The organism is Pseudomonas sp. A1230 (assembly GCF_044218825.1).
In the GTDB taxonomy this organism is placed as follows: Bacteria; Pseudomonadota; Gammaproteobacteria; order Pseudomonadales; family Pseudomonadaceae; genus Aquipseudomonas; species Aquipseudomonas iridis.
Map to the genome: position 1 here is coordinate 4,695,507 of NZ_CP162582.1, position 23,339 is coordinate 4,718,845.

Sequence of the window (23,339 nt, forward strand, 5' to 3'; positions counted from 1 at the left end):
TTTAGAGGGCCTTGTTGACCGCCGGCGGATTCATCTTCGACAAACCGAGATTCTTCAGCGCCAATTGCAGTGAGCTGTGGATAACTTGCGGATTGTCGATAGTCATCAGCTCGGCCAGCAACTCCTTGGCCTTGCTCAGGTTCACCTGACGCAGCATCCACTTCACCTTCGGCAAGTTGGTGGCGTTCATCGACAGGCTGTCGAAACCCATCGCCATCAGCAGCACCGCCGCTGCCGGATCACCGGCCATCTCGCCGCAGATACTGACCGGCTTGCCTTCGGCATGGGCGTCGCGCACCACGTTTTGCAAGGCTTGCAGCACGGCCGGGTGCAGGTAGTCGTAGAGGTCGGCGACGCGCGGGTTGTTGCGGTCGACTGCCAGCAGGTACTGGGTCAGGTCGTTGGAGCCGACCGACAGGAAGTCCACTTGCCGCGCCAGTTCCTTGGTCTGATACACCGCTGCCGGAATCTCGATCATCACGCCAATCGGCGGCATCGGCACGTCGGTGCCTTCGTCGCGCACTTCGCCCCAGGCCCGGTGGATCAGGTGCAGGGCTTCTTCGAGTTCGTGGGTGCCGGAGATCATCGGCAGCAGAATGCGCAGGTTGTTCAGGCCCTCGCTGGCCTTGAGCATTGCGCGTGTCTGCACCAGGAAGATTTCCGGGTGGTCGAGGGTCACGCGGATCCCGCGCCAGCCGAGGAACGGGTTGTCTTCCTTGATCGGGAAGTACGACAGCGACTTGTCACCGCCGATGTCGAGGCTGCGCATGGTCACCGGTTGCGGGTGGAACGCGGCGAGCTGCTCACGGTAGATCGCCAGTTGTTCTTTTTCGCTCGGGAAGCGCTGGTTGATCATGAACGGCACTTCGGTGCGGTACAGACCGACACCCTCGGCGCCGCGCTTCTGCGCCCGCGCCACGTCCGCCAGCAGGCCGGTGTTGACCCACAGCGGCATGCGGTGGCCATCGAGGGTCACACAGGGCAGGTCGCGCAGTGTGTCGAGACCCAGCGCCAGTTGTTTCTCTTCTTCCACCACCTCGGCGAACTGCTTGCGCAGCACTTCGCTGGGGTTGGTGTAGACCTCGCCGCGTGTGCCGTCGACGATCAATTCGATACCGTCGACCTTGGCATACGGAAGGTCGACCAGACCCATTACCGTCGGAATGCCCATGGCCCGGGCCAGGATCGCGACGTGGGAGTTGCCCGAACCGAGTACCGAAACCAGACCGACCAGCGTGCCTTCCGGCACTTCGCCGAGCATCGCCGGGGTCAGCTCTTCGCTGACCAGAATGGTTTTTTCCGGGTAGACCAGATTCTGCTGACGCTCTTCCTGCAGGTAGGCAAGCAGACGGCGACCGAGGTCTTTGACGTCGGATGCCCGCTCGCGCAGGTAGGCATCGTCCATCAACTCAAAACGGTTGACGTGTTCGGTGACCACTTGGCGCAGTGCGCCCTGCGCCCACTGGCCGGTCTTGATCACCGTGGTGATTTCGCTGCCCAGCGAGGCATCGTCGAGCATCATCAGGTAGACGTCGAACAGCGCGCGCTCTTCCGGGCGCAATTGGGTCGCCAGTTTGGCGGACAGGGCGCGCATGTCGGCGCGCACGCCTTCGATGGCGGTCTTGAACAAGCCAAGTTCGGCGTTGATGTCGGTGATGGTCTTGTCCGGCACCACGTCCAGGTCGGCAGGCGGCAGCATGACCACCGCGGTACCGACCGCCGCACCCGGCGAGCCCGGCACGCCGACGAACTTGGCCTCCTGAATACCCTTGCCCTGACGGCCCAGACCACGAATCGACCCCGTAGCCTCGGCGTGGGCGATAACGCCTGCGAGCTGCGCGCTCATGGTCACGAGGAAGGCTTCTTCACCTTCGTCGAACTGGCGACGCTCTTTCTGCTGGATAACCAACACGCCGACGACGCGGCGGTGGTGAATGATCGGTGCTCCGAGGAACGAGGCATAACGCTCCTCGCCGGTTTCGGCGAAGTAGCGATAGCGCGGGTGATCCGCGGCGTTTTCGAGGTTCAGGGGTTCTTCACGCGTGCCGACCAGACCGACCAGACCTTCGTTGGGTGCCATGCTGACCTTGCCGATCGAGCGCTTGTTCAAGCCCTCGGTGGCCATCAGGACGAAGCGGTTGGTCTCGGGATCAAGCAGGTAGACCGAGCAGACCTGGCTGCCCATGGCCTCTTTGACGCGCAACACAATAATCCCCAACGCCGCCTTGAGATCCTTGGCGGAGTTAACTTCCTGGACGATCTTGCGCAGCGTATTGAGCATGGCTCGGGGTCGAACTCCGTCGTCAGTCGCGCGCTAAAAGGCGCGGGGCAAGCTCTTTGAGGGCGCGGCGATACACCTCGCGCTTGAATGTCACCACCTGGCCCAACGGATACCAATAGCTGACCCAGCGCCAGCCATCGAACTCCGGTTTACCGGTCAAATCCATCCGCACCCGTTGCTCGTTGGAGATCAGGCGCAGGAGAAACCATTTCTGTTTCTGGCCGATGCACAGCGGTTGGCTGTGGGTACGCACCAGACGTTGCGGCAAACGATAGCGCAACCAGCCTCGAGTACAGGCCAGTATTTCAACATCTTCACGTTCCAGGCCAACTTCTTCGTTCAGCTCGCGGTACAAGGCGTCTTCCGGCGTCTCCTCAGGGTTGATTCCCCCTTGCGGAAACTGCCAGGCATCTTGATTGATACGGCGAGCCCATAGCACCTGGCCGGCGTCATTCGTCAGAATGATCCCGACATTGGGGCGGAAACCATCGGGGTCGATCACGGGCACAACCTCGCAAACGCATGTCGCCGCATTGTTCCACAAAGGTTCATAAGGCGGCAACGAAGCTTCCTACCTTATGTGCACTCTTGTGAAAAGACCGTATTCTTGTCGCCTTTTTACAGACTTATCAGCGGGTAACTGCAATGCGCCTGGCTCTATTCGATTTGGACAACACCCTTCTGGGCGGCGACAGCGATCACGCCTGGGGCGACTATCTGTGCGAGCGCGGCTTCCTCGACCCGATTGCGTATAAGACGCGCAACGACGAGTTCTATCAGGATTACCTGGCCGGCAAACTGGATAACGCCGCGTACCTGAACTTCTGCCTGGAGATCCTCGGCCGCACCGACATGGCCGTGCTCGATCAATGGCACCGCGACTACATGCGCGACTGCATCGAGCCGATCATGCTGCCCAAGGCGCTGGAACTGCTGAAAAAGCACCGCGACGCCGGCGACAAACTGGTGATCATCACGGCGACCAACCGCTTCGTCACCGCGCCGATCGCTGCGCGTTTGGGTGTTGAAACCCTGATCGCCACTGAATGCGAAATGATTGATGGCCGCTACACCGGGCGCAGCACCGACGTTCCGTGCTTCCGTGAAGACAAGGTAACGCGCCTGAATCGTTGGCTGGAAGAGACCGGGTATTCGCTGGAAGACAGTTATTTCTACAGCGATTCGATGAATGATTTGCCGCTGCTGGAGCAGGTGGCGAATCCGGTGGCGGTGGACCCGGATCCGAATCTGCGCGCCGAAGCCCAGAAGCGTGGCTGGCCGGTAATGACTCTGCGCGACTGATGACGCCATCGCTGGCAAGCCAGCTCCCACAGGGACTATCAGTGGACACAAATTTTGTGGACACCTCAAAAACCTGTGGGAGCTGGCTTGCCAGCGATTTGGGTCGACTCGGTCTCAAGCCTTAAACCGGCTTGGCCCCCATCAACGCCGCAATGGCGAGAAATCCGACACCGCTCACAATGGCCAGCGCCAGGTTGAATTTGCGGTTGCCTACCCCGGTTGTCCACAGCCGATTAAGCCGCACCAGCAACCAGACCGCACTGAACGTGGCCACGGCATAGATCACGCTGGACCCCAGAATCCAGAACTGCCCCAGCGGCCAGCCGATCAGGTGCACCAGCCACCAGCCGGTGAAAGGCATGCTCAGCATACCGATCAGCATCAAACACCAGATAAACAGCCACGGACGCTGCATCGTGCTGGCCGGCCCTTCGCTGCGATTACGCCAGGTCAGAGCGGCAAGTACCAGCCCGCTCACGAGTATGACCACGGTCGCCGCGACGTGAAGGACTTTCAGGGTTGTCAGGGTTTCCATGTATTTCTCTTCCTTGGGTCATGCCCATCAGCGTAGCCGCTCAGCCAAGAAACAGCTTATAGGCCGGGTTATCGCTTTCGTCCCAGTAGGGGTAACCGATTTCCGCCAGCGCTGCCGGCACCAGATGACGTTCATCGTGGGGTACTTGCAGGCCGGCGACCACACGGCCGTCCGCCGCGCCGTGGTTGCGGTAGTGGAACATCGAGATATTCCAGCGCCCGCCGAGCTTGTTGAGAAAGTTGAACAGCGCGCCCGGTCGTTCCGGGAATTCGAAGCGCAGTACCACTTCATCAACCACGTGCGCCGCGCGTCCACCGACCATATGGCGGATGTGCAACTTGGCCAGTTCGTTGTCAGTCAGGTCCAGCACCGGGAAACCCTGCTCGGTCAGGCTCGCCAGCAATGCACTGCGCGGGTCGTTCTCCGGGTGGGTCTGCACGCCAACGAAGATGTGCGCTTCGCTGCCGGTGTTGTAGCGGTAGTTGAATTCAGTGATCTGGCGCTTGCCGATGGCCTCGCAAAACGCCTTGAAGCTGCCGGCCTGCTCGGGGATGGTCACGGCGATGATCGCTTCGCGGCCCTCGCCCAGTTCGGCACGCTCGGCGACGTGGCGCAGGCGATCGAAGTTGACGTTGGCACCCGAGTCGATGGCGACGAAAGTCTTGCCGCTGACGCCGCGCTGTTCGACGTACTTCTTGATCCCGGCCACACCCAAAGCGCCAGCAGGTTCGGTGATCGAGCGGGTATCGTCGTAGATATCCTTGATCGCCGCGCAGATTTCGTCGGTGCTTACGGTGATCACTTCATCTACATGGTCTTTGCAGATGTCGAAGGTGTGCTGACCAATCTGGGCCACCGCCACGCCGTCGGCGAAGATGCCCACGGTCGGCAGCACGACGCGCTCACCGGCAGCCATCGCCGCTTGCAGGCAGTTGGAATCGTCCGGCTCGACGCCGATGACTTTGATGTCCGGACGCAGGTATTTCACGTAAGCCGCGATGCCGGCAATCAACCCGCCGCCGCCGACCGGGACGAAAATCGCGTCCAGCGGTTGCGGGTGCTGGCGCAGAATCTCCATCGCCACGGTGCCCTGCCCGGCAATTGTATGCGGATCGTCGTACGGGTGGATGTAGACGTAGCCTTTTTCGTCGACCAGTTTCAGCGAGTAGGCCAGGGCTTCCGGGAACGAATCACCGTGCAGCACCACTTTGCCGCCACGCGAACGCACGCCTTCGACCTTGATTTCCGGGGTGGTCTTGGGCATGACGATGGTGGCTTTCACGCCCAGCACTTTCGCCGCCAGGGCCAGACCTTGCGCATGGTTGCCCGCCGACGCGGTGACCACGCCACGGGCGCGCTCTTCGTCGGTCAACTGGGTCAACTTGTTGTAGGCGCCGCGAATCTTGAAGGAGAACACGGGCTGCAAGTCTTCGCGCTTGAGCCAAATGTCATTACCCAGCCGCTCGGAGAGCTGGCGAGCATTCTGCAGCGGGGTTTCTACGGCAACGTCATAAACGCGCGAGGTGAGGATCTTTTTGACGTACTGTTCGAGCATCGGAAAGCATCACTGAGCGGGTTGGGCAGGGCCAAGGAGTCTAACCCGGCTTTTGGGCACACGACCACACGAATCCAGAGGTTTTAGACAGTCTTGAGGCTATAATGCCGGCCTTCCCGTTCTCCCCTTGCCCGCTTCCGGAGCCCGCATGACCCAGGATCAACTCAAACAGGCGGTGGCGCAGGCCGCCGTCGACTTCATCCTTCCGAAACTCGACGACAAAAGCATCGTCGGTGTCGGCACCGGCTCCACCGCCAACTGCTTCATCGATGCGCTGGCAAAGCACAAGGGCGCGTTCGATGGCGCAGTCGCCAGCTCCGAAGCCACTGCCGCACGCCTGAAGGGCCACGGGATTCCGGTGTATGAGCTGAACACGGTCAGCGACCTGGAGTTCTACGTCGACGGCGCTGACGAAAGCGACGCGCACCTGAACCTGATCAAGGGCGGCGGCGCTGCCCTGACCCGCGAGAAGATCGTTGCCGCCGTGGCCAAGACCTTCATCTGCATCGCCGACGCCAGCAAGCTGGTGCCGGTACTGGGCGAGTTCCCGCTGCCGGTCGAAGTGATCCCGATGGCCCGCAGCCACGTTGCCCGCCAACTGGTGAAACTGGGCGGCGACCCGGTGTACCGCGAAGGCGTTTTGACCGACAACGGCAACATCATCCTGGATGTGTTCAACCTGCAGATCACCAACCCGGTGGAGCTGGAAGCGCAGATCAATGCAATTGTCGGCGTGGTGACCAACGGGCTGTTCGCGGCGCGTCCGGCTGACCTGTTGTTGCTGGGCACCAGTGAAGGTGTGAAAACCCTCAAGGCTGAGTAAGCCTGATGGCCCACAAATATTGGGCATACAAATAAACCTGTGGGAGCGAGCCTGCTCGCGAAAGCGCCAGTTCAGCCAACATTTTCATTGGCTGACACGACGCCTTCGCGAGCAGGCTCGCTCCCACAGTGTTTTATGGTGCTAGTTACGGTTGTGCTGGTTTTTTAAAGACATAGAACAAGTTCGGTTCACTCACCAGATACAACGTCCCGTCATCATCCATCGCAATGCCTTCCGCCTGCGGCACGGTGTTCTGCAAGCCTTGCCGGCCCTTGTTCAGCGACATGGTGCTGAGCGGGCGACCGTTGACATCCAGCTCCAGAATCAGCCGCGACTCATCCGACAGCGCCAGTAAATGGCCGCTGCGCTCGTCGTATTGCAGGCTCGACAGATCGCGCACGAACATCCCGGCATCGCGTTTCGGGTTGTTGATCACGTGCACCGCGTAGGACTTTTCCGAATTGAAGTGAGGAAAGCCGTGCACTTCGTAGATCAGCATCGGGTCGCGCTCCTTGGCGACGAACAGGCGCTTGCCCACCGAGTCGTATGCCAGACCTTCAAACCCCTTGTTGCCGGCCATGTGTACACCGAGGGTCATCTGCTCGGCGTCCGCCGCGTCGAGGAAGGTGGTGTCTTCTTCCAGATGTATCTTGATCAGTCGCTGCTGACGCTCATCGGTGATCACGTAGGTATCGGCGCTGATGAACTCGACTGCCTCCGCGTCGCCGAAGCCAATCAGCGGGATGCGCCGCAGGATCTTGCCCTCCAGCGACAGTTCAACCAGTTCGGAATTCTTGTTGGTCACGGTGAACAGGCTGTCGCGCACCGGATCGTAGGTCAGTGCCGACACATCGTCGTCGAGCCCGTCGATGACGCGCGCTTCGATGTCCACGCGATACTGATCCAGGCCAATGGCCTCGCTGCTCAGCGGCTGCCATAAGGTGTGCAGGTTGAACCAGGCGCGTTCGAACAGGCGCATGTATTGGCCGATCGCGAGCAGCGCGATCAGGGCAATCACCGAAAAGATGAGCAACAGCGGTTTGGGGCGGGCAAGTCGACGCATTCGGGCGGGCTCGGAATCAAGGCAGGCGGATGAAATATCACGCCTGACTGAACTGAAGCTTAATGGCCACTTGCCTTGAACCACAAGACAACCTGTGTAGGAGCTGCCGAAGGCTGCTATCTTTTGATCTTGATCTTTAACAACAAGATCAAAAGATAGCAGCCTTCGGCAGCTCCTACAGAGAGTGAGTTATTTGTGCTTTTCGAAGCGATAAAACAGGTTCGGCTCGCTGACCATGTACAGCGTGCCCGCCTCGTCCATGGTCACGCCTTCGGCGCGGGGAATGGTGTTCTTCAAGCCGTTGAAACCGCCGAGCAGGGTCATGAAGCTGACTTGCTCGCCCTTCTCGTCCAGTTCCAGCAACAGGTGAGAATCGGCGGACAGCACCAGCAGGTGGCCAGTGCGCGGATCGGTTGCCAACGCAGAGAGATTGCGGATATCCAGCTCATCGCTGGACAGCTTCTGCTTGTCGCCTTTCAGGGTCTGACCGCCATCGCTTTGCCAAGTGAACAGCGCCGGTGGCCGTTCTTCACCTAGCAGCAATTGTTGGTTGCGCGGGTCCCAGGTGATCGCTTCGAAGGCCTTGTTCTGGTCTTTCGACGGGCCGAGGTCGTACTTGGGGAAATTGGCGATGTTCAGTTCACGGGTGTCGGCATCGACCTTGACGATCGACAGCATGTGCTGGCGCTCATCGACGATCGCCATCAGGCCGTTTTCCATGGCGCTCAGGCCTTCCGGATTGCTCCAGCCCACCAGCGGCATCTTGCGCAGCACCTCGCCTTGCAGGCTCAGTTCGACGAGGAACGGATTCTTGCCCATCACCGAAAACAGGGTTTTGGTCTGCGGGTTGTAGGCGAGGTCCGATGCTTCGTCCTTCTCCATGCCCGGCAATGACTTGGCATCAATCACCACCCGATAGTCCGGCAGCCAGATGCTTTCCTTTTGTTCGGCCTTGCTTTCAAAGCGTTCCAGCACCCATAGCAAACCCCGGTCATCCCAATGCATGGCAAACGCCAAGCCGTACGCGGCGGCAATCGCCAGCAGCAACCAGGAATACCAGCGCATGGCGAAACGCGACCGGCGTGGGGGTTTGAGCTGAGTTTGAGATGACATCAAGGGACGCTTTCCGAAAATTCAGGCTATGGGTAATAGCATAAAGAGGCCGGCTAGGACGCCAGAATTGCGGGAATTATCCAGACAGGATGTGAAAAAAACGGCAAATGGCGGGATTGACGTTTGCTGCCACCAATCTTCAGGGCAGCAAAAACCATGTGGGAGCGAGCCTGCTCGCGAAGACAGAATGTCAGTCAGCAATGATGTCGACTGACCTGACGCCTTCGCGAGCAGGCTCGCTCCCACAGGGGTTGGCGCTTAGCGCACGCTGCTGTTGAAGCTGTTGGCGCCAACCAGTTCGAGGACGATCTCATCGCCGACATTCAGCGGGCCGACGCCAGCCGGTGTGCCAGTCAGGATCACGTCACCGGCCTGTAGCGAGAAGCAGCCGGCCATGTACTGGATCATCGGCACGATCGGGTTGAGCATCGCGCTGCTGTTGCCGTCCTGACGCACCTCACCGTTGATGGTCAGGCGGATACCGATGTCGGTCAGGTCCGCGAAGGTGCTGCCAACCACGAACGGCGCAAGCACGGCCGCGCCGTCGAACGACTTGGCGATTTCCCACGGCAGGCCCTTGGCTTTCAGCTCGGCCTGCTTGTCGCGCAGGGTCAGGTCCAGCGCCGGGGCGAAACCGGAGATCGCATCCAGCACTTCTTCACGGCTGGGTTTGGTCGACAGCGGCTTGCCGATCAACACGGCGATTTCCGCTTCGTAGTGCACCGAGCCGCGCTCGGTCGGAATGCTGAAACCACCGTCCAGCGGCACCACGCAACTGCCGGGCTTGATGAACAGCAGCGGCTCGGTAGGCACCGGGTTGTCCAGTTCCTTGGCGTGTTCGGCGTAATTACGGCCAATGCACACGACTTTCCCGATAGGGAAGTGAATGCGCGTGCCGTCGACGTACTGGTGCTGATAGCTCATTTACCGACTCCTGCCTTCATTGATTCATCAAGAATTACAGATCAAACCGCGAAGATCTTGCCCGGGTTCATGATGCCGTTCGGGTCGAACACCGCTTTGACCGCTTTCATGTACTCGATCTCGACCGGCGATCGGCTGTAGGTCAAGTAGTCGCGCTTGGTCATGCCCACACCGTGCTCCGCGGAAATCGAACCGTTGTACTTCTCGACGGTTTCGAACACCCATTTGTTGACGGTGGCGCACTTGGCGAAAAACTCGTCCTTGCTCAGGTTGTCCGGCTTGAGGATGTTCAGGTGCAGGTTGCCATCGCCGATGTGGCCGAACCAGACGATTTCGAAATCGGGATAGTGTTTGCCGACGATCGCGTCGATTTCCTTGAGAAATGCCGGGACTTTCGAGACGGTGACCGAGATGTCGTTCTTGTACGGCGTCCAGTGCGAGATGGTCTCGGAGATGTACTCGCGCAGTTTCCACAGGTTCTGCAACTGGGTTTCGCTCTGGCTCATCACCCCATCGAGCACCCAGCCCTGTTCAACGCAATGCTCGAAGGTTTCCAGCGCGCTGTTGGCCACTTCTTCAGTGGTCGCTTCAAATTCCAGCAGGGCGTAGAACGGGCAATCGGTTTCGAACGGCGCCGGTACGTCGCCACGGCCCATGACTTTGGCCAGGGCCTTGTCGGAGAAGAACTCGAAAGCGGTGAGGTCGAGCTTGCCCTGAAAGGCGTGCAGCACCGGCATGATCGAGTCGAAATCCGCGGTACCCAGCACCATCGCCGTGAGATTTTTCGGCGCGCGATCCAGGCGCATGGTCGCTTCAACGACAAAACCAAGCGTGCCTTCCGCGCCGATAAACAGCTGACGCAGGTCATAACCGGTGGCGTTCTTGATCAGGTCCTTGTTCAGTTCCAGCACGTCGCCTTTGCCGGTAACGACTTTCATGCCCGCGACCCAATTGCGCGTCATTCCGTAACGAATGACTTTGATCCCGCCGGCATTGGTGCCGATGTTGCCGCCAATCTGGCTGGAACCGGCCGAAGCGAAGTCCACCGGGTAATACAGGCCTTTTTCTTCGGCGACGTTCTGCAAATGCTCGGTGACCACGCCCGGCTGACAAACGGCGGTACGGTCAGTGAGGTTCACGTCGAGAATCTGGTTCATGTAATCGAACGACACGACCACTTCGCCGTTGGCCGCCACTGCAGCGGCGGACAGCCCGGTTCGCCCACCCGAAGGCACCAGCGCGACCTTGTGTTCGTTGGCCCAACGGACAACGGCCTGTACTTGCTCGATGGTCTTGGGAAACACGATGGCACTGGGCGCCGGGGCGAAGTGCTTGGTCCAATCCTTGCCATACGTGTTCAGGGAGTCGGCATCGGTCAGGACCTTGCCAGGCTCGACCAGGGTCTTCAGTTCATCAATCAGGGCAGGATTGGTCATCGACAGAACTCTCGAACAATTCATGGTCATCCTGAGAACGCTTCACGTCGCAGGAATGAGTGTTTAGCGGGGCGGCTATGCTAGCATACCGACCCCGCAGGCCAGTGCCCAACGGCCTTTCTGCGGTGACGGCTTTCCTGCCGTCGCGGTCAGCCTCTGTTGACCATTTCCTGCCATTTTTCTCCGGGATACAGGTTTACGCAGATGAGCAAGACTTCTCTCGATAAGAGCAAGATCAAGTTCCTTCTTCTCGAAGGCGTCCACCAATCGGCTGTCGACGTCCTCAAGGCGGCGGGCTACACCAGCATCGAATACCTGACAGGTTCCTTGCCGGAAGCTCAGCTCAAGGAAAAGATCGCTGACGCTCACTTCATCGGCATTCGTTCTCGCACCCAACTGACCGAAGAGATCTTCGATCACGCGAAGAAGCTGGTAGCCGTCGGCTGTTTCTGCATCGGCACCAATCAGGTTGACCTGAGTGCTGCCCGCGAGCGCGGTATCGCCGTGTTCAACGCGCCGTACTCCAACACGCGTTCCGTTGCCGAACTGGTACTGGCCGAAGCCATCCTGCTGCTGCGCGGCATCCCTGAGAAAAATGCTTCCTGCCACCGTGGCGGCTGGATCAAGAGCGCAGCCAACTCCTTCGAAATCCGCGGCAAGAAGCTGGGCATCGTCGGCTACGGCTCGATCGGTACTCAACTGTCGGTTCTGGCTGAAGGCCTGGGCATGCAGGTGTACTTCTATGACACCGTGACCAAACTGCCGCTGGGCAACGCGACGCAGGTCAACAACCTGCACGAACTGCTGGGCATGTCCGACATCGTCACCCTGCACGTTCCGGAAACCGCTGCGACCCAGTGGATGATCGGCGAGAAGGAAATCCGCGCCATCAAGAAGGGCGGCATCCTGATCAACGCTGCACGCGGTACCGTGGTCGAGCTTGATCACCTGGCCGCAGCAATCAAGGACAAGCACCTGATCGGCGCCGCCATCGACGTATTCCCGGTGGAGCCACGCTCCAACGATGAAGAGTTCGAAAGCCCGCTGCGCGGCCTCGACAACGTGATTCTGACCCCGCACATCGGTGGCTCGACCGCCGAAGCGCAAGCCAACATCGGTCTGGAAGTGGCGGAAAAACTGGTCAAGTACAGCGACAACGGTACATCCGTTTCGTCGGTCAACTTCCCGGAAGTGGCCCTGCCGGCTCACCCTGGCAAGCACCGCCTGCTGCACATCCACGAGAACATTCCGGGTGTGATGATGGAGATCAACAAGGTCTTCGCCGAAAACGGCATCAACATCTCCGGTCAGTTCCTGCAGACCAACGAAAAGGTCGGCTACGTGGTGATCGACGTCGACGCCGAGTATTCGGAGCTGGCGCAAGAGAAGCTGCAACACGTCACCGGCACCATCCGTAGCCGGGTTCTCTTCTAAAGAAGCAGCGGCAAGCAACTAGCTTCAAGCGGCAGGTGAAAAACGCTTTTGCCTTTACTTGCAGCTTGTAGCTAGCAACTCGAAGCTGAATAAAAAAGGGAGCCCCGAAAGGCTCCCTTTTTTTATTTGACGTTGACGGTGATTTTTTCGGAAACGATCGTCGGGTCAAACGGCATATGGCCGCTGTCGCCAAGAATCAGCTGCAAGGTGTGCTTGCCGGGGGCCAGTTTGATGGTGGCTTCGGTCTGCGCCTTGCCGAAATGCATGTGGTGGGCATCAGTCGGGATAGGTGCGCCTTCAGCCGGCAGGTCGTCGACGTCAATCAGCAGATGATGGTGGCCGGTGTTCTTGGTGACGTCACCCGCGGGCGCCAGCGCGATGTTCTTGACGCCGAACTTGACCTTGAATTCCTGGGAAACCGTCGCACCGTCCTCGGGAGAAACGATGAACACTTCAGCATCTTTCGGCGCCGGCGTCGCGGCACTGGCCAATACCGAAACACCCATCAGCAAACCCGCCAACGCAGCACGTGACATAAAGCTTTTCATTTTCTTCTCCAGTTTTTCCGTAAAATCCGCACGGTCATGACAACTTCATGACCATTCGTTGTCGAAGGCACTCGACAACCATAGCAAAGCGAGCCTGAATCAGAGCATCGCGATAATGATTTCAAAGGAGTGACCATGCGCCTTTTGCCTGGCCTGATCTGCCTGATACCCCTTCTGAGCCCGCTGGCTCATGCCGAACTGATTGATGACGTCAACGACCGTGGCGAGTTGCGCATAGCCCTGGAGGCTAATACACCGCCCTTCAATTTCAAGGAAGGCGACACGCTCACGGGGTTCGAGGTCGAGCTTGGGCAATTGCTGGCCAGTGAGCTGGATGTGCGCGCCGACTTCATCGTCACCGACGCCGGCGATCTGCTCCAGGGCGTTGAAAGCGGCAAGTACGACGTCGCGCTCAACCACATAGCACTGACACCCGAACTTAAGGATCGTTTCGACTTCAGCGAGCCGTACAGCCAGGTCGATTCACAATTACTGGCGAAGAAGGATGAGCAGCCACGCCCCATGGTGCTGGTGCAGGCGCTGACCGAAACGAAGCCGGCAGTGAGTGCGCCGGTGGAGTTGGCGATACCGTTTCAGAAGGGTAATCCGGCATTTCGCGCCAGCCTTGAGAGTGCGCTGCAGCGGATCAAGGCGGATGGGCGATTGGCGGCGTTGTCCGAGAAGTGGTTCACCGAAGCCAAGTGAACACAAAACCTGTGGGGGTTTGCGCTGGAATTTTAATCGAGCAGGGTCAGAGCCAGCGCTGCTCGCGGCAATTCAAGCTCGCTGAAAACCTGCACACCATGGCGTTTCAGTAGAGCAGCAGTAACCCCCTCACCACTGACCTTCACCCTACTGAACGTCCCGTCATACGTCAGCAGATTCCCGCACGACGGACTGTTGGCCTTGAGCACCGCCACCCGTATACCGTGCTTTTGCACCAGTTCCAGCGCCTGCCGCGCACCCTCCAGGAACTGCGCACTGACATCCTCGCCTTCAGTGGTCATCACCGCAGCAACACCATCGAGCACCTCCCCCCCTTGCCCGCCCGGAATCTCCGCCGCCGCCCGCGGCGTCGGCAAGCCACCGGCCACTTCAGGGCACAACGGCACCACCCGTCCTTCGGCTATCCACTGTTCCAACACATCAAACGGCCCGCTGGCCCCGCCGTCGTAACGCACGCGGTGGCCTAACAGGCAGCGGCTGACCAGAATCTTTTGCATGTCAGAAAGGCTCGTTGCCACGACGACGGAACCAGCCCGTCAGCGACAGGCGCTCGCGATGGGCCGGCAGCACCTCATGCGGTACTTCGCCGGAGAGGAAAACCACCAGACAACCACCGGTAGGTTGCACATCATGAACGCGATCATCGCTCAGATACATGCGCAGCTGACCGCCATCCTCCGGCAGCCAGGCATCATTGAGGTAAACCACCACCGAGACCATGCGCCGGTCATCGTCGCGAAAACGGTCGACGTGCCTGCGATAAAACGCGCCCGGCGGATACAGGGCGAAATGGCATTCGAAATCTTCAAGCCCGAGGAACAAGCCACGGTTGAGCGCCTCGCGCAGGCTGTCCATCAGGTTCAGATAACGGTCACTGGCCTCAGCCTGCCCCGGATCGATCCATTGGATATGGTCGCCGCGAATACCCTCGCGAATCTCTGAAAACGGCCCACGACCGACCGCCGCAGGCGCCAGCTCACCCTCGGCTTCACGTTTACGACATTCGGCCGCCAGCTCGCCGGTCAAACCGGCGGGCAGGAAAATGTTCTGCTGCGACCAGCCGTGTTCGGCCAGGTCGTCGACAATGCGCAACAGCAGCGGGTGTTCAGAGGATATTTGCATGGCGCGCATAGTATGTCGGCGGCAAGAAATCCGACAGAGCCACGCGGCGGCTTGTTACGAATTCTCGACAAGTCACGGCACCGCACGGAGAATAGTCCGCTGCTGACAGGAGTCCCTATGCGCCGTTTGCTTTTTTCACTGTTGATGTTCTGTGTTTTGCCCGCTTGGGCGGACGGCCACGATCAGCTGTACAAGGTCGCCGGTTGGCCAGAACAACGTGCGCATTTCAATGACGCCCTGAGTGCCGCGCAACAGCGCTATCAAAACAGCCTGCCGCCCGCCGTGTTTCAAGCGCTGGTGAACAACAGCAACCAGCGCTTCGCCCCGCAGGCCATGGACCAACGCGCCGAGGCACAGCTGCGGCAGAACCTCGCCGATCCGAAACCTGCGCTGTCTTTTTTCCAGTCGCCGCTGGGCAAGAAAATCGTTGCCGCCGAATTGCTCGCGACCCGCCGGGATCAACTGGCCAAGAACGCCAAGGGCCTACCGAAAATGCCGGCCAGCGACAGCCGCCTGCTGATCATCGGCCACCTCGCCCAGGCACTGCCTGCGCGGGAGGCTGGCGCCGAGGTGAGCCTGGCGATTGCCGGAGTCGCAGCGGACAGTTTGAGTTCGATGATTCCGGGACTGCTCGGTGGCGGACAGGCGCAAGGTATGTTGAACGGTCAACGTCAACGCCTGATGGATCAGATCGGCGCGGACATGAACAACACGCTGCTCTACGTTTATCGCGATCTGTCGGATAACGAACTGGAAGAGTTTGCGACGTTCGCCGAATCGACCGAGGGCAAGGCGTATTACCAGGCCGCGCTGGCGGCGATCAGGGCTGGGTTGGCGGTGGGGCAATGATCCTCGTCGCCTGACCGGCCGCCATCGCTGGCAAGCCAGCTCCCACAGGTTTTTCGGGCGTTCACAAATCCGTGGTCGACTCAAAACCCTGTGGGAGCTGGCTTGCCAGCGATGAGGCCAGCAAATCCGCTAGAGATTCCGGCCTCTGATCCGCTTGCTCAAAAACTCGAAATATTCCTCACGCATATCAGCCGTCTCATTCGCCAGATGATGCCGCGCTTCGGGTAACAGCAAGATCTGCGGTCGATCGAACTTCAACTTCAACACCTGCAGATTGTGCTGCCAGTCCACGGTCATGTCCGCCTGCCCCTGAATGATCAGCGGCCGTCGCGAACTTTTTTTGGCGAATTCCACCCGCTTGATCCAGCGTGACAAAGCCCCGACCCATGCCGTCGGCAAGCGCTTGGGCTGCAACGGATCGGCCAGCAGAAACGGCAGGAAATCCGGGTCGTTGGAATTCTCGCTGAAGCGCCGCGCGATGCCCCGTACGAAAGGCCGCAGCAGGTAATAACTCAGCTGCGACCAGCCCCACGCCCGCGGTCGTACCAGTGGCGACAGCAAAATCACCTGACCCTGCGCCGGACTGTTCTCGCCATGGTTGAGCACATGGTCGACGACGATGGCGCCGCCAGTGCTTTGTCCGCACAGATGCCAGGGTTGCGGCAAGGCAATCGAATTGGCTTCGACGAACAAGGCTTGCAGCGCGTCCTGATATTCAGAGAAGTCGCGGATGCTCGCCCGCGTGCCGCTCGACAGACCATGCCCGGGCAAATCGCAGGCGATGACCGCAAAATCCTGGTCCAGCGCCCACTCGATCACATGCCGATACAGCCCGGTGTGGTCGTAGAAACCGTGCAATAGAAACAGCGTGCCCTTGACCTTCTCCGGCCACCAGCAATGGCTGACCAGTTCGTAGCCATCAACGGCGAAACGGCCCATGCCGCGCCAGACATCACGCTCGGGAAAATCGGTTTTGTAGAAGCATTGATAGGCCTTGGCTTCGTCCGACAACGGCTGCCACTCAGCCAAAGGCTTGAGGCTGGCGCGTAATTGATCGGGGTCGAAAGTAGCGGGCATGAGGCAAATTCCAGAGCGGTGAACAGACTTTATCGGCTTGCGATATTCATCTGTCGCGGCAAGCATGGCAAGCTAGCCGCCCCTCAAGGATCGAAATACATGCGTTCGTCCTACCGCACCGCACTGTTTGCCAGCCTGCTCGCGCTTGTGTGTGCCGGCGTGTTGTGGACGGCGTACGACTGGTTTCAGGGCCGATATTTGCGCGCGTTCAGCGAGCACACGGCGGTCTTTTCCGGCGACCCGCTGCGCCTGCCGGATGATCTCGCCGGACCTGGCAAGATTCGCCTGGTGCATTTCTGGGACCCGGCCTGCCCCTGCAACGTCGGCAATCAGCAGCACCTGACCGAGATGATCGAGCATTTCAGCGCCAGAGGCGTCGATTTTTTCGCGGTGCAGCGACCCGGCAGCCACGGCCAGTTGCCCGCCACTTTGAGCAGCCTGAAAACCATCGCGGTATTACCCGGCGCCGAGCAGATTCCCGCCAGCCCCGCCGTGGCGATCTGGGACCGCAGCGGCAAACTCGCGTACTTCGGCCCCTACAGCGAAGGCCTGACCTGCAACTCCAGCAACAGCTTTATTGAGCCGATCCTTAACGCGTTGACGGATGATCGCCCGGTGAATGCCACGCACACGCTGGCGGTCGGCTGCTATTGCCCGTGGCCGGTGCAGGCGCAATAAGGCATTCCGGACTTTTCAAGGACAGCGATGCACGGCACAGAAGGTCTGTGCTAATTGTTTGCAGCCCGGCGGGCGGCAATTCCGCATGCACAAGGAGTCACCATGAAACGCGTGTTCACCGTTCTTGCCTTGCTCATCGTTGTCCTGCTCGCTGGCGCAGGCGGGTACATCTACAGCAAACAGCCAACACGCCAGGGCCAGATTGAACTGCGCAACCTGCAAGGCTCGGTGACCGTGCGCTACGACGAGCGTGGCGTGCCGCACATCCGCGCCGAGAACGAAACCGACCTCTATCGCGCCCTCGGTTATGTACACGCGCAGGATCGTCTGTTCCAGATGGAAGCCATGCGCCGTCTCGCCCGGGGCGAACTGGCCGAAGTGCTCGGGCCGAAACTGCTCGACACCGACAAACTGTTCCGCAGTTTGCGCATTCGTGAGCGCGCGGCCAGTTATGTGGCCAGCCTCGACAAGCAGTCGCCGGCGTGGAAGGGCCTGCAAGCGTATCTGGATGGCATCAACCAATATCAGGACACGCACGCCGCGCCTGTCGAGTTCGACGTGCTGGGCATCCCCAAGCGGCCGTTCACCGCCGAAGACAGCATCAGCGTCGCCGGTTACATGGCCTACAGCTTTGCCGCCGCGTTTCGCACAGAACCGTTGCTGACCTACGTGCGCGATCAACTCGGTGCCGATTACCTCAATGTGTTCGATCTCGACTGGCAGCCCAAAGGCTTACTCGCCAAGGGCCACAGTACGTCGGCGCCGACACTCGCCGCCAATGACTGGAAAGACCTCAACGCCCTCGCCCGCCTCAGTGAACAGGCACTGATCGACAACGGTCTGCCACAGTTCGAGGGCAGCAACGCCTGGGTCATCGCCGGCAGTCGCAGCCAGAGCGGCAAGCCGCTGCTGGCCGGCGATCCGCACATTCGTTTCTCGGTGCCATCGGTGTGGTACGAAGCGCAGTTGTCGGCTCCGGGGTTTGAACTCTATGGCCATCATCAGGCGCTGGTGCCTTTCGCGTTCCTGGGGCACAACCTGGATTTCGGCTGGAGCCTGACCATGTTCCAGAACGACGATCTGGACCTGATCGCCGAGAAGGTCAACCCGGACAACCCGAATCAGGTCTGGTATCGCGGCCAGTGGACCGACATGGTCAGCAGCGAGCAGCAGATCGCCGTGAAGGGCCAGGCGCCAGTGACCATCACCTTGCGCCAGTCGCCCCACGGCCCGATCGTCAACGACGCGCTGGGCGCGGCCGCCGGCAAGACGCCGATCGCGATGTGGTGGGCCTTCCTCGAAACACCGAACCCGATCCTCGAGGGTTTCTACCAGCTCAACCGCGCCGACACCCTGGCCAAGGCCCGCGCCGCTGCGGCCAAGGTGCAGGCGCCGGGGCTCAACCTCGTTTACGCCAATGCCAAGGGCGACATCGCCTGGTGGGCTTCGGCGTTGTTGCCCAAGCGCCCCGCCGGGGTCAAGCCGGGCTTCATCCTTGATGGCAGCACTGATCAGGCGAACAAGGACGGTTTCTACCCGTTCAGCGCCAACCCGCAGGAAGAAAACCCGGCACGCGGCTATATCGTCTCGGCCAACTTCCAGCCCGTGTCGCCAAGCGGCATGGAGATTCCCGGTTACTACAACCTCGCCGACCGTGGCCAGCAGCTCAATCGCCAGCTCAGCGACAAGAGCGTGAAGTGGACCAACGAAGCCAACCAGAAACTGCAACTGGGCACCGCCACCGGTTACGGCCCGCGTTTGCTGGCGCCTCTGCTGCCCGTGCTGCGCGAGGTGGTGAGCGATCCGGCGCAGTTGAAACTGGTCTCGCAACTGGCGCAGTGGCCAGGCGACTATCCACTGGATTCGGTAAGCGCGACGGTGTTCAACCAGTTCCTCTACGACCTCGCCAATGCCGCGATGCGTGATGAGTTGGGCAATGACTTTTTCGACACACTGTTGTCGACGCGGGTGATTGATTCGGCATTGCCACGCTTGGCGGCGAACGCTGATTCAGTCTGGTGGGATAACCGCTACACGCCAACCAAAGAGACTCGCGCCGATACCGTGCGCGCGGCATGGCAGGCGAGCATGAAGCACCTGAAGCTGACCCTCGGTGACGATACGTCCGGATGGAAATGGGGCACGGCGCACACGCTGACCCACGGGCATCCGCTGGGGCAGCAGAAGCCGCTCGATCGCATCTTCAACGTCGGGCCATTCGCCGCACCGGGCAGCCATGAAGTGCCGAACAACCTTTCGGCGAAGATCGGCCCGGCGCCGTGGCCGGTGACTTACGGGCCTTCTACGCGGCGTCTGGTCGACTTCGCTGATCCTGCTCACAGCTTGACGATCAACCCGGTCGGGCAGAGCGGCGTGCCGTTTGATCGTCACTATGACGATCAGGCTGAAGCGTACGTCGACGGGATTTACGTGCAGGCGCATTTCAGCGACGAAGAGGTGACGGCGAATACGCGGAGCACGTTGAAGCTGCTGCCGGCTCGGTAGTTCTCGGGTGAATGGAATGGCCCTATCGCTGGCAAGCTAGCTCCCACAGGCTTTTGCGTCGATCACGGATTTTGTGAACACCAGAAAAACCTGTGGGAGCTGGCTTGCCAGCGATGACGTCGTCACAGCCAACATCAATGCTGAATGGAAGACGGCTATCGCGAGCAAGCTCGCTCCCACAGGGTTTTGCGTCGATCACGGATTTTGTGGACACCAGAAAAACCTGTGGGAGCTGGCTTGCCAGCGATGACGTCGTCACAGCCAACATCAATGTTGAATGGAAGACGGCTATCGCGAGCAAGCTCGCTCCCACAGAGATTTGGGTTGATCACAGACTTGTGATCAACCCAATCGGCTTACACCACTCCCGGCGCCGGTGCGCGACGTACGTCCGGTTGCTTCCACGAATCGGCAGCGCTTTCTTCGATGGCTTGCTGGATGGCTTTCTTGCGGGCTTCTTCGGCGCGGCGGCTGAAGAACCAGACCATGAAAGTCACGATCGACACCGCCAGCAGAATCAGGCTGGCCACGGCGTTGATCTCAGGCTTGACGCCCAGACGTACCGCCGAGAACACTTCCATCGGCAGCGTCGTCGAACCCGGGCCCGACACGAAGCTTGCCAGTACCAAATCGTCCAGCGACAGCGCGAACGACATCATGCCGCCCGCTGCCAACGATGGCGCGATCATCGGGATGGTGATCAGGAAGAACACCTTCCACGGCCGCGCACCCAGGTCCATCGCCGCTTCTTCAATCGACAGATCCAGCTCACGCAGGCGCGCCGACACCACCACTGCCACATAGGCCGCACAGAACGTCGTGTGCGCGATCCAGATGGTGACGATGCCACGTTCCTGTGGCCAGCCGATCATCTGCGCCATGGCCACGAACAGCAGCAACAGCGACAGACCGGTGATCACTTCGGGCATTACCAACGGCGCCGTCACCAGGCCGCCGAACAACGTACGGCCCTTGAAGTGGGTAATACGCGTCAGCACGAATGCGGCCAAAGTACCCAGCGCTACCGCAGCCACCGCCGTGTAGCAGGCGATTTCCAGCGAGCGCAGTACCGAGCCCATCAGTTGCGAGTTGTCGAGCAGGCCGACGTACCACTTGATCGACCAGCCGCCCCACACCGTTACCAGTTTCGAGGCGTTGAACGAGTAGATCACCAGGATCAGCATCGGCAAGTAGATGAACAACAAACCCACGACCAGCATCAGGCTGGAGAAACGGATGCGCTTCATTCTTTACCCTCCATTTCCTTGGCCTGACTGCGGTTGAACAGGATGATCGGCACAATCAGGATCGCCAGCATCACCACCGCCAGCGCGGACGCTACCGGCCAGTCACGGTTGTTGAAGAACTCTTGCCAGAGCACCTTACCGATCATCAGCGTTTCCGGGCCGCCGAGCAGTTCCGGGATGACGAACTCGCCCACTACCGGAATGAACACCAGCATGCAGCCGGCAATGATCCCGTTCTTGGACAGTGGAATAGTGATTTTCCAGAAGCTGTTGAAGGTGCTCGAACCGAGGTCAGAAGCCGCTTCCAGCAGACTGTTATCGTGCTTCACCAGGTTGGCGTACAGCGGCAGGATCATAAACGGCAGGTACGAGTAAACGATGCCGATATACACCGCGAGGTTGGTGTTGAGGATCTGCAGCGGCTCATCGATCAGGCCGATGCTCATCAGGAATCCGTTGAGCAGGCCATTGTTGCTGAGGATGCCCATCCACGCGTAAACGCGGATCAGGATTGCCGTCCAGGTCGGCATCATGATCAGCAGCACCAGCACCGTTTGCATTTCTTTGCGGGCCGTGGCGATCGCGTAGGCCATCGGGTAGCCGATCGCCAGGCACAGAACGGTGCTGATCAACGCCATCTTCAGCGAGCCGAGATACGCGGCGATATACAACTCGTCGTCGCCAAGCATCGCGTAGTTGCCCAGGTTCAGCAGCAGTTGCAGCTTCTGCTCGGCAAACGTGTAGATCTCGGTGTAAGGCGGAATGGCCACGTCGGCTTCGGCGAAGCTGATCTTCAGGACGATGAAGAACGGCAACATGAAGAACAGAAATAGCCAGATGAACGGAACCCCGATGACCAGCTGGCGGCCATTGGGAATTATTCGGTTGATGCGCCGTTTGAATTTGCGCATGTTCATGAGCGAAGTACCACACCGCTGTCGTCTTCCCACCACACGAAAACCTGATCGCCCCAGGTCGGACGGGCGCCACGGCGTTCGGCGTTGGCGACGAAGGACTGCACCAGTTTGCCGCTCGGCAGTTCGACGTAGAACACCGAGTGCCCGCCAAGATAGGCAATGTCGTGCACCTTGCCGCTCGACCAGTTGTATTCGCAGGTCGGTTGTTCGGCGGTGACCAGCAGTTTCTCCGGACGAATCGCGTAGGTGACCGACTTGTCCTGCACCGAAGTGCTGATGCCGTGACCCACATAGATCTGCCGGTCGAGGTCCTTGCAAGTGATGGTCGCGTGCCCCTCGGCGTCGTCGATCACTTCACCTTCGAAGATGTTGACGTTGCCGATGAATTCGCAGACCAGACGGCTGGTCGGGGTTTCGTAGATGTCGATCGGGCTGCCGATCTGGGCGATCCAGCCCAGGTGCATGATCGCGATGCGCTCGGCCATGGTCATGGCCTCTTCCTGGTCGTGGGTCACCATCACGCAGGTCACGCCGACGCGCTCGATGATTTCCACCAGTTCGAGTTGCATCTGCGAACGCAGTTTTTTATCCAGTGCGCCCATGGGTTCGTCGAGCAGCAACAGCTTCGGCCGCTTGGCCAGCGAGCGCGCCAGGGCCACACGCTGACGCTGACCGCCAGACAGTTGATGTGGCTTGCGCTTGGCGTATTGGCTCATCTGCACCAGTTTGAGCATCTCGGCCACGCGGGCTTCGACTTCAGCCTTGGGAATCTTGTCCTGCTGCAAACCAAACGCGATGTTCTGCGCCACCGTCATGTGCGGAAACAAGGCGTAGGACTGGAACATCATGTTGATCGGACGTTCGTACGGCGGCATGTCGGTAATGTCGACGCCGTCGAGAAAAATGCGCCCCTCCGTGGGCCGTTCGAACCCTGCCAGCATCCGCAGCAGAGTGGATTTGCCCGATCCCGAACCGCCGAGCAGGGCGAAGATCTCGCCCTTTTTGATTTCCAGGGACACATCGTCCACGGCAATCGTCTCGTCGAACTTCTTCGTGACCCGGTCGATTTTGACCAACACCTGTTTGGGTGTCTGGTCGCCCTCGAGGGCTTTCTTATAGGCGCCGGAGGCAACTGCCATTTACGAAACTCCCAGAAAAAAAGAGTGCAGTTCGCCCAATGCGGACGAACCCAGGATAGTTTGTG

The 23,339-nt window shown here is 59.8% G+C and carries 22 protein-coding genes; 7 read left to right on the top strand and 15 right to left on the bottom strand.

Going from position 1 to position 23,339, the window contains the following annotated elements:
- Nucleotide 1 precedes the first annotated feature (1 nt).
- Complete coding sequence (ptsP, locus tag AB4P97_RS22005) at nucleotides 2–2,281, bottom strand: phosphoenolpyruvate--protein phosphotransferase (protein WP_042561615.1); 2,280 nt, start codon at nucleotides 2,279–2,281, stop codon at nucleotides 2–4.
- Nucleotides 2,282–2,303: 22 nt separating this feature from the next.
- On the bottom strand, nucleotides 2,304–2,783 hold the full coding sequence (locus tag AB4P97_RS22010) for an RNA pyrophosphohydrolase (protein WP_003229203.1): 480 nt from the start codon (nucleotides 2,781–2,783) through the stop codon (nucleotides 2,304–2,306).
- A 143-nt stretch (nucleotides 2,784–2,926) separates the two neighbouring features.
- Here AB4P97_RS22010 and AB4P97_RS22015 point away from each other — a divergent pair, with 143 nt between their 5' ends.
- On the top strand, nucleotides 2,927–3,583 hold the full coding sequence (locus tag AB4P97_RS22015; protein WP_395601620.1) for an HAD family hydrolase: 657 nt from the start codon (nucleotides 2,927–2,929) through the stop codon (nucleotides 3,581–3,583).
- Nucleotides 3,584–3,704: 121 nt separating this feature from the next.
- Here the strand turns inward: AB4P97_RS22015 and AB4P97_RS22020 are convergent, their stop codons facing one another.
- Both AB4P97_RS22020 and ilvA read right to left on the bottom strand, forming a co-directional pair.
- The gene (locus tag AB4P97_RS22020; protein WP_395601621.1) at nucleotides 3,705–4,118 is read right to left on the bottom strand and encodes a DUF2269 family protein; all 414 of its coding nucleotides are present in this window, start codon (nucleotides 4,116–4,118) and stop codon (nucleotides 3,705–3,707) included.
- Nucleotides 4,119–4,158: 40 nt separating this feature from the next.
- A complete protein-coding gene (gene ilvA, locus AB4P97_RS22025) occupies nucleotides 4,159–5,673 on the bottom strand; it encodes a threonine ammonia-lyase, biosynthetic (protein ID WP_042561618.1) in 1,515 nt (504 codons plus the stop codon).
- A gap of 148 nt (nucleotides 5,674–5,821) precedes the next feature.
- Here ilvA and rpiA point away from each other — a divergent pair, with 148 nt between their 5' ends.
- Entirely contained in the window at nucleotides 5,822–6,496 is a 675-nt protein-coding gene (gene rpiA / locus AB4P97_RS22030; RefSeq protein WP_042561619.1) for a ribose-5-phosphate isomerase RpiA, read from the top strand.
- A gap of 145 nt (nucleotides 6,497–6,641) precedes the next feature.
- Here the strand turns inward: rpiA and AB4P97_RS22035 are convergent, their stop codons facing one another.
- From AB4P97_RS22035 to AB4P97_RS22050, 4 genes are all read right to left on the bottom strand, one after another.
- A complete protein-coding gene (locus tag AB4P97_RS22035; RefSeq protein ID WP_047304021.1) occupies nucleotides 6,642–7,559 on the bottom strand; it encodes an SdiA-regulated domain-containing protein in 918 nt (305 codons plus the stop codon).
- 189 nt (nucleotides 7,560–7,748) lie between these two features.
- Entirely contained in the window at nucleotides 7,749–8,672 is a 924-nt protein-coding gene (locus tag AB4P97_RS22040) for an SdiA-regulated domain-containing protein (protein ID WP_047304023.1), read from the bottom strand.
- A 258-nt stretch (nucleotides 8,673–8,930) separates the two neighbouring features.
- Nucleotides 8,931–9,596: a fumarylacetoacetate hydrolase family protein gene (locus AB4P97_RS22045; RefSeq protein WP_042561622.1), complete on the bottom strand. Its 666-nt coding sequence runs from the start codon at nucleotides 9,594–9,596 to the stop codon at nucleotides 8,931–8,933.
- Nucleotides 9,597–9,637: 41 nt separating this feature from the next.
- Entirely contained in the window at nucleotides 9,638–11,032 is a 1,395-nt protein-coding gene (locus tag AB4P97_RS22050; protein WP_042561623.1) for an FAD-binding oxidoreductase, read from the bottom strand.
- Between the two features lie 204 nt (nucleotides 11,033–11,236).
- Here AB4P97_RS22050 and serA point away from each other — a divergent pair, with 204 nt between their 5' ends.
- The gene (gene serA / locus AB4P97_RS22055) at nucleotides 11,237–12,466 is read left to right on the top strand and encodes a phosphoglycerate dehydrogenase (protein ID WP_042561624.1); all 1,230 of its coding nucleotides are present in this window, start codon (nucleotides 11,237–11,239) and stop codon (nucleotides 12,464–12,466) included.
- Between the two features lie 122 nt (nucleotides 12,467–12,588).
- Here the strand turns inward: serA and AB4P97_RS22060 are convergent, their stop codons facing one another.
- Nucleotides 12,589–13,014, bottom strand: a complete 426-nt coding sequence (locus tag AB4P97_RS22060; protein WP_047304028.1) for a DUF4399 domain-containing protein — start codon at nucleotides 13,012–13,014, stop codon at nucleotides 12,589–12,591.
- Between the two features lie 135 nt (nucleotides 13,015–13,149).
- On the opposite strand from AB4P97_RS22060, the gene AB4P97_RS22065 reads away from it, so the two are divergent.
- A complete protein-coding gene (locus AB4P97_RS22065) occupies nucleotides 13,150–13,719 on the top strand; it encodes a transporter substrate-binding domain-containing protein (protein WP_210623123.1) in 570 nt (189 codons plus the stop codon).
- A 32-nt stretch (nucleotides 13,720–13,751) separates the two neighbouring features.
- Here the strand turns inward: AB4P97_RS22065 and AB4P97_RS22070 are convergent, their stop codons facing one another.
- Nucleotides 13,752–14,237, bottom strand: a complete 486-nt coding sequence (locus AB4P97_RS22070) for a DUF523 domain-containing protein (protein ID WP_395601622.1) — start codon at nucleotides 14,235–14,237, stop codon at nucleotides 13,752–13,754.
- 1 nt (nucleotide 14,238) lies between these two features.
- A complete protein-coding gene (locus AB4P97_RS22075) occupies nucleotides 14,239–14,871 on the bottom strand; it encodes a 2OG-Fe(II) oxygenase (protein ID WP_042561628.1) in 633 nt (210 codons plus the stop codon).
- A gap of 108 nt (nucleotides 14,872–14,979) precedes the next feature.
- Here AB4P97_RS22075 and AB4P97_RS22080 point away from each other — a divergent pair, with 108 nt between their 5' ends.
- A complete protein-coding gene (locus AB4P97_RS22080; RefSeq protein WP_042561629.1) occupies nucleotides 14,980–15,711 on the top strand; it encodes a DUF2059 domain-containing protein in 732 nt (243 codons plus the stop codon).
- A gap of 129 nt (nucleotides 15,712–15,840) precedes the next feature.
- Here the strand turns inward: AB4P97_RS22080 and AB4P97_RS22085 are convergent, their stop codons facing one another.
- The gene (locus AB4P97_RS22085; RefSeq protein ID WP_395601623.1) at nucleotides 15,841–16,788 is read right to left on the bottom strand and encodes an alpha/beta hydrolase; all 948 of its coding nucleotides are present in this window, start codon (nucleotides 16,786–16,788) and stop codon (nucleotides 15,841–15,843) included.
- Nucleotides 16,789–16,887: 99 nt separating this feature from the next.
- Between AB4P97_RS22085 and AB4P97_RS22090 the strand changes: the two genes are divergently transcribed.
- Nucleotides 16,888–17,466 (top strand): DUF6436 domain-containing protein, encoded by a 579-nt coding sequence (locus AB4P97_RS22090; protein ID WP_395601624.1) that lies wholly within the window; start codon nucleotides 16,888–16,890, stop codon nucleotides 17,464–17,466.
- Nucleotides 17,467–17,568: 102 nt separating this feature from the next.
- Nucleotides 17,569–19,971, top strand: a complete 2,403-nt coding sequence (locus AB4P97_RS22095; protein WP_395601625.1) for a penicillin acylase family protein — start codon at nucleotides 17,569–17,571, stop codon at nucleotides 19,969–19,971.
- A 356-nt stretch (nucleotides 19,972–20,327) separates the two neighbouring features.
- Here AB4P97_RS22095 and AB4P97_RS22100 read toward each other — a convergent pair whose 3' ends face one another.
- From AB4P97_RS22100 to AB4P97_RS22110, 3 genes are read right to left on the bottom strand one after another with little or no spacing between them, the layout of a single operon-like run.
- Nucleotides 20,328–21,218: an ABC transporter permease subunit gene (locus AB4P97_RS22100; protein WP_042561633.1), complete on the bottom strand. Its 891-nt coding sequence runs from the start codon at nucleotides 21,216–21,218 to the stop codon at nucleotides 20,328–20,330.
- Nucleotides 21,215–22,096 (bottom strand): ABC transporter permease subunit, encoded by an 882-nt coding sequence (locus AB4P97_RS22105; protein ID WP_181818471.1) that lies wholly within the window; start codon nucleotides 22,094–22,096, stop codon nucleotides 21,215–21,217. Before AB4P97_RS22105 ends, AB4P97_RS22100 begins: the two co-directional genes overlap by 4 nt.
- Before the next feature lie 35 nt (nucleotides 22,097–22,131).
- Nucleotides 22,132–23,274, bottom strand: coding sequence for an ABC transporter ATP-binding protein (locus AB4P97_RS22110; RefSeq protein WP_115146591.1), 1,143 nt, complete (start codon nucleotides 23,272–23,274; stop codon nucleotides 22,132–22,134).
- Nucleotides 23,275–23,339 lie beyond the last annotated feature (65 nt).

What these genes read in the sequence shown, in the direction of transcription:
- ptsP (WP_042561615.1), bottom strand. Translation starts at nt 2,281, where the DNA reads ATGCTCAATACGCTGCGCAAGATCGTCCAGGAAGTTAACTCCGCCAAG.
- AB4P97_RS22015 (WP_395601620.1), top strand. Translation starts at nt 2,927, where the DNA reads ATGCGCCTGGCTCTATTCGATTTGGACAACACCCTTCTGGGCGGCGAC.
- AB4P97_RS22020 (WP_395601621.1), bottom strand. Translation starts at nt 4,118, where the DNA reads ATGGAAACCCTGACAACCCTGAAAGTCCTTCACGTCGCGGCGACCGTG.
- ilvA (WP_042561618.1), bottom strand. Translation starts at nt 5,673, where the DNA reads ATGCTCGAACAGTACGTCAAAAAGATCCTCACCTCGCGCGTTTATGAC.
- rpiA (WP_042561619.1), top strand. Translation starts at nt 5,822, where the DNA reads ATGACCCAGGATCAACTCAAACAGGCGGTGGCGCAGGCCGCCGTCGAC.
- AB4P97_RS22035 (WP_047304021.1), bottom strand. Translation starts at nt 7,559, where the DNA reads ATGCGTCGACTTGCCCGCCCCAAACCGCTGTTGCTCATCTTTTCGGTG.
- AB4P97_RS22040 (WP_047304023.1), bottom strand. Translation starts at nt 8,672, where the DNA reads ATGTCATCTCAAACTCAGCTCAAACCCCCACGCCGGTCGCGTTTCGCC.
- AB4P97_RS22045 (WP_042561622.1), bottom strand. Translation starts at nt 9,596, where the DNA reads ATGAGCTATCAGCACCAGTACGTCGACGGCACGCGCATTCACTTCCCT.
- AB4P97_RS22050 (WP_042561623.1), bottom strand. Translation starts at nt 11,032, where the DNA reads ATGACCAATCCTGCCCTGATTGATGAACTGAAGACCCTGGTCGAGCCT.
- serA (WP_042561624.1), top strand. Translation starts at nt 11,237, where the DNA reads ATGAGCAAGACTTCTCTCGATAAGAGCAAGATCAAGTTCCTTCTTCTC.
- AB4P97_RS22060 (WP_047304028.1), bottom strand. Translation starts at nt 13,014, where the DNA reads ATGAAAAGCTTTATGTCACGTGCTGCGTTGGCGGGTTTGCTGATGGGT.
- AB4P97_RS22065 (WP_210623123.1), top strand. Translation starts at nt 13,150, where the DNA reads ATGCGCCTTTTGCCTGGCCTGATCTGCCTGATACCCCTTCTGAGCCCG.
- AB4P97_RS22070 (WP_395601622.1), bottom strand. Translation starts at nt 14,237, where the DNA reads ATGCAAAAGATTCTGGTCAGCCGCTGCCTGTTAGGCCACCGCGTGCGT.
- AB4P97_RS22075 (WP_042561628.1), bottom strand. Translation starts at nt 14,871, where the DNA reads ATGCGCGCCATGCAAATATCCTCTGAACACCCGCTGCTGTTGCGCATT.
- AB4P97_RS22080 (WP_042561629.1), top strand. Translation starts at nt 14,980, where the DNA reads ATGCGCCGTTTGCTTTTTTCACTGTTGATGTTCTGTGTTTTGCCCGCT.
- AB4P97_RS22085 (WP_395601623.1), bottom strand. Translation starts at nt 16,788, where the DNA reads ATGCCCGCTACTTTCGACCCCGATCAATTACGCGCCAGCCTCAAGCCT.
- AB4P97_RS22090 (WP_395601624.1), top strand. Translation starts at nt 16,888, where the DNA reads ATGCGTTCGTCCTACCGCACCGCACTGTTTGCCAGCCTGCTCGCGCTT.
- AB4P97_RS22095 (WP_395601625.1), top strand. Translation starts at nt 17,569, where the DNA reads ATGAAACGCGTGTTCACCGTTCTTGCCTTGCTCATCGTTGTCCTGCTC.
- AB4P97_RS22100 (WP_042561633.1), bottom strand. Translation starts at nt 21,218, where the DNA reads ATGAAGCGCATCCGTTTCTCCAGCCTGATGCTGGTCGTGGGTTTGTTG.
- AB4P97_RS22110 (WP_115146591.1), bottom strand. Translation starts at nt 23,274, where the DNA reads ATGGCAGTTGCCTCCGGCGCCTATAAGAAAGCCCTCGAGGGCGACCAG.